We start from the raw sequence: 5,182 nt of genomic DNA on the forward strand, positions 1-5,182 counted from the left end.
ACTGGCTCACCCGAACCAGCAGTGCGGGCGACATCGCATCGGCCGGTCTCCACGACCCCGCGCACCCGCTGCTCACCGCCGCTGTCCACCTCCCCGACACCGGGGGCACCGTCCTCACCGGGCGTCTCTCCCTGGCCACTCACCCCTGGCTGGCCGACCACACCGTGTCCGGCGCCGTACTGCTCCCCGGCGCCGCGATGGCCGAACTCGCCATCCGCGCCGGAGACGAGACCGATACGCCCACCCTGGAAGAGCTGGTCATCGAGCAGCCACTGGCCTTGCCGGACAGTGGTTCCCTGGACATCCGGGTGGTCGTGGGCGGCCCCGACGAGTCCGAGCGCCGGGACGTACGCATCTACTCGCGCGCCGAGGACAGTGCCCAGTGGACGGAGCACGCCACCGGCACGCTGGCCCAGGACACCGCCGCTCCCCCGCCGCCCGCCGTGGACGAATGGCCGCCCGCCGGCGCCGAGTCGGTGTCCGTCGAGGGCCTGTACGAGCAGATGGCCGAGGGGGGCTACGACTACGGGCCGACCTTCCAGGGCCTGAAGGCGGTGTGGACCCATGACGGCGAGGTGTTCGCGGAGGCCGCGCTGCCGGAGGAGCAGTCGGAGGCCGCCGGCCGGTTCGGCATCCACCCGGCGCTGCTGGACGCCGCACTGCACGCGAGCAACTACTGCCTGCCCGGCGAGCCCGGCAGCCGCATGCTCCTGCCGTTCGCGTGGAACGACATACGCCTGCACGCCACCGGTGCCACCGCGGTGCGCGTACACGCCCGTTACAGCGAGGACAGCGGGCTCTCCGTGGCCCTGGTCGACGCGGCCGGAGGGCTGGTCGCGTCGATCGGCTCGCTGATACTGCGGGAGGTCGACGCAGGGCAGCTCGAAGCGCTGACCTCCACGTCGCCGAACGACGCGCTGTGGACGGTCACCTGGACCGAACACAGCGCCACCACCGCCACGGACGAGGTCCCGTGGGGCACCCTCGGGGACGTCTCCCCCGCCCTCGCTCCCGCCGAAGCCCCGGCCTTCGCCGGTGTCACGGAGATCGCCGAGGCCGAGGACCGGCCCACCCTGATCGTCGCCGACACCACCGCATGGGAGTCGCGCGACACCGATCCCACCACCCGCGCGCGCGAGTTGGCCACCCGGGCGCTGGACCTGTTGCAGAAGTGGGTGACGCTGCCCGAGCTGTCGGACACCCGGCTGGTGATACTTACGCGCGGTGCGATGGCCGTCCATGACTCCGCCGAGGTCACCGATCCCGCCGCGGCGGCGATCTGGGGTCTGGTCCGCTCGGCCCAGTCCGAGCACCCCGGCCGTGTGCACCTCATCGACACCGACGGCCACTCGGACCAGGCGCTGCCTACCGCGCTCACCACCGACCAGCCCCAACTGGCCCTCCGCGACGACACCCTCTGGGCGCCCCAGCTCACCACCGCACCACCCACCACCACTCCGGCCCAGCCACTCCTCCTCGACCCCGAGGGCACCGTCCTCATCACCGGCGGCACCGGAACCCTCGGCGCTCTCACCGCCCGCCACCTCGTCACCCACCACGGCGCACGCCATCTGCTCCTGGTCAGCCGCCAGGGGCCCGAAGCCCCCGAAGCGGCCGCACTCGCCACCGAACTCACCGACCTCGGCGCACACGTGAACATCACCGCCTGCGACACCGCCGACCGCGACCAACTCACCACCCTCCTCACCGACATCGAGGCCGACCACCCCCTCACCGCCGTGGTCCACACCGCGGGAACCCTGGACGACGGCATCCTCACCGCACTCACCCCCGACCGCCTCGACACCGTCTTCCGCCCCAAAGTCGACGCCATCACCCACCTCCACGACCTCACCCAAGACCACGACCTGGCGGCCTTCGTCGTCTACTCCTCCGCCACCGGCACCCTCGGCACCCCCGGCCAGGCCAACTACGCCGCCGCCAACACCTACATCGACGCCCTCATCCACCAACGCCACGCCGCCGGGCTCCCCGCCACCTCCCTCGCCTGGGGCCTGTGGGAAACCACCAGCGCCCTCACCGCCACCATGAACACCGAGGACCGCCGGCGCACCCACCGCGGCGGTGTCGCACCCCTCACCGACGACGAGGGTCTCGCCCTCCTCGACAGGGCGCTGACCACCACCCACCCCCACCTGGTCCCGATCAAGATCAGCCCGGCCGCGCTTCGGGCCGACGGCAGGGCACAGCCCGTGCCCCCGCTGCTCCGCCATCTCATACGGCGCCCCACGCGCCGTACGGCCCACACACCGGCTCCCGCCGACACGTCGTCGCTCGTGCAACGGCTCGCCGCCCTCGACCACGGCGAACGGCTGCGCCACCTCACCGAGCTCGTCCGCACCGAGGCCGCCGCCGTGCTCGGACACACGACGATCGACAGCATCGGGCCGGACCAGCCCTTCCGGGAGATCGGGTTCGACTCGCTGACGGCGGTGGAACTCCGCAACCGCCTCAACGCGGCCACGGGACTGCGGCTCCCCGCGACCGTGGTGTTCGACTACCCGACCGCCGCCATCACCGCCGGATATCTGCGGGACGAGCTGTTCGGCTCGACGCAGACGGCTCCGGCCGCCGTCACCGGACCGGGAGCCGACGCGGACGACCCCGTGGCCATCGTCGGCATGGCCTGCCGGCTCCCCGGACGGGTGACCGACCCGGACGGGCTGTGGCGGCTGGTGGCCGACGGGGAGGACGGTATCGGGGCGTTCCCCACCGACCGCGGTTGGGACCTGGACACGCTGTTCGACCCGGACCCGGACCGGGTGGGCACGACCTATGTGCGCGAGGGCGGGTTCCTGGAGGGGGCCACCCAGTTCGACGCGGACTTCTTCGGTATCTCCCCGCGCGAGGCCGTGGCGATGGACCCGCAGCAGCGGCTGCTGCTGGAAGCCGCCTGGGAAACCTTCGAACAGGCCGGTATCGCCCCGGCTTCGGTGCGGGGCAGCGACACCGGTGTGTTCGCCGGGCTCATCTACCACGACTACGCGACGAACGCCGGTGAGCTGCCCGAGGGGTCCGAGACCTATCTGAGCACGGGGAAGTCGGGGAGCGTGGTGTCCGGGCGAGTGGCCTACGCACTGGGTCTGACCGGTCCGGCGGTGACCGTGGACACGGCGTGCTCCTCCTCCCTGGTGGCCATCCACTGGGCGGCCAAGGCAGTGCGCGAGGGCGAGTGCTCGATGGCCCTGGCCGGGGGTGTGACGGTGATGTCGACTCCGGACGGGTTCGTGAGCTTCTCGCACCAGCGCGGCCTCGCGCCGGACGGCCGCAGCAAGTCCTTCAGCGAGGGCGCCGACGGCACCACCTTCAGCGAGGGCGTCGGGCTGGTGCTGCTGGAACGGCTCTCCGAGGCGCGCCGCAACGGCCATCAGGTGCTGGCCGTCATTCGCGGCACGGCAGTCAACCAGGACGGCGCCAGCAACGGCCTCACCGCCCCCAACGGGCCATCGCAGCAACGCGTGATACGGCAGGCCCTGGCCAACGCCGGACTGTCCTCCTCGGACATCGACGCCGTTGAAGCGCACGGCACCGGCACCGCCCTCGGCGACCCCATCGAAGCCCAGGCACTCCTGGCCACCTACGGCCAGAACCGCCCCGCCGACCAACCCCTCTGGCTGGGCTCGCTCAAATCCAACATCGGCCACACCCAGGCCACTGCGGGGGTCGCGGGCGTCATCAAGATGGTGCAGGCCATGCGGCACGGCGTACTGCCCAAAACACTCCACGCCGACGAGCCCACCACCAAGGTGGACTGGACATCGGGCGCGGTGTCCCTGCTCACCGAGGCCCGGCCCTGGCCGGAGACCGGACGCCCCCGCCGCGCCGGTGTCTCTTCCTTCGGCGTCAGCGGCACCAACGCCCACCTCATCCTCGAACAGGCCCCGGAAGAAACGGCGGTCGAAACGGAGACCACGGAACCGNCAGGCCCCGGAAGAAACGGCGGTCGAAACGGAGACCACGGAACCGGAGGTCCCCGGGCTGGTGGCCGCAGGAGGTGCGGTGCCGTGGGTGCTGTCCGCCAAGAGCCCGGCGGCGCTACGGGCGCAGGCCGAACGCCTGATCACCCACCTTCACAGCCACCCCGACACCGACCCGGTGGATGTGGGCTGGTCGCTGGCCACCACCCGCGCCGCACTGGAACACCGCGCGGTCGTCCTCGCCACCGATCTCGACCAGGCGACCGCCGCCCTCACCGCCCTCGGCGAAGGGCAGCCCCACCCCCATCTGGTCACCGGCGAGACCGGCACCGATGGCAAGACCGTGTTCGTCTTCCCCGGTCAGGGCGCCCAATGGACGGGCATGGGGGCCCAACTCCTCGACAGCTCCCCCGTCTTCGCCGCCCGGCTCCACGAATGCGCCGAAGCCCTCGCCCCCTACACCGACTGGAACCTCATCGACGTCATCACCGGCGCACCCAACGCCCCCTCACTGGACCGCGTCGATGTCCTCCAGCCCACCACCTTCGCCATCATGGTCTCCCTCGCCGCACTGTGGCAGGCCAACGGCATCCACCCCGACGCCGTCATCGGTCACTCCCAAGGCGAAATCGCCGCCGCCCACGTCGCCGGACACCTCACCCTCCCCACCGCNCCCTCCGCAGCCAGACCATCGCCCACCACCTCACCGGACACGGCGCCATGATGTCCGTCCTCACCACCCAAGAATGGGTCGAGGAAGCGCTGGCCCCGTGGGACGGACGCCTGTGGATCGCCGCCGTCAACGGCCCCGCCTCCGTCTCCATATCCGGAGACCCCGACGCCCTGAACGAATTCGGCAAAACCCTCTCCAAAGCCAAGATCTACCGCTGGCAACTCCCCGGCGTCGACTTCGCCGGACACTCCGGACACGTCACCACCATCAAAAACCAACTCCACCAGCTACTCGACGACGTCACCGCCACACCCGGACACACCCCCTGGATGTCCACCGTCACCGCCGACTGGGCCGACCCCACCCACATCACCCCCCACTACTGGTACCGCAACCTCCGCGACACCGTCCGCTTCCACGAAGCAACCCAAAACCTCCTCGACCAGGGCTACCGCACCTTCATCGAGGTCAGCACCCACCCCGTCCTGACCACCGCCATCCAAGACACCACCGAAACCCACCCCGACATCCCCACCACCATCACCGGCACCCTCCGCCGCGACGACGACAC

At 71.2% G+C, this 5,182-nt stretch carries 2 protein-coding genes and 2 pseudogenes; all 4 read left to right on the plus strand.

Annotated elements, in window-relative coordinates:
• Positions 1–68: 68 nt before the first annotated feature.
• Positions 69–2,486: pseudogene (locus IEJ02_RS51550) on the plus strand (type I polyketide synthase); the annotation flags it as partial.
• A gap of 156 nt (positions 2,487–2,642) precedes the next feature.
• A pseudogene (locus IEJ02_RS51555) lies at positions 2,643–3,872 on the plus strand (type I polyketide synthase); the annotation flags it as partial.
• Between the two features lie 157 nt (positions 3,873–4,029).
• On the plus strand, positions 4,030–4,662 hold the full coding sequence (locus IEJ02_RS51560; protein WP_498067143.1) for an acyltransferase domain-containing protein: 633 nt from the start codon (positions 4,030–4,032) through the stop codon (positions 4,660–4,662).
• The coding region (locus tag IEJ02_RS50175) for an acyltransferase domain-containing protein (protein ID WP_263408054.1) at positions 4,662–5,182 on the plus strand (521 nt) is incomplete at its 3' end. The genes IEJ02_RS51560 and IEJ02_RS50175, both read left to right, overlap by 1 nt.

Source organism: Streptomyces sp. 5-10 (assembly GCF_014712245.1).
Classification (GTDB): Bacteria; Actinomycetota; Actinomycetes; order Streptomycetales; family Streptomycetaceae; genus Streptomyces; species Streptomyces violaceusniger.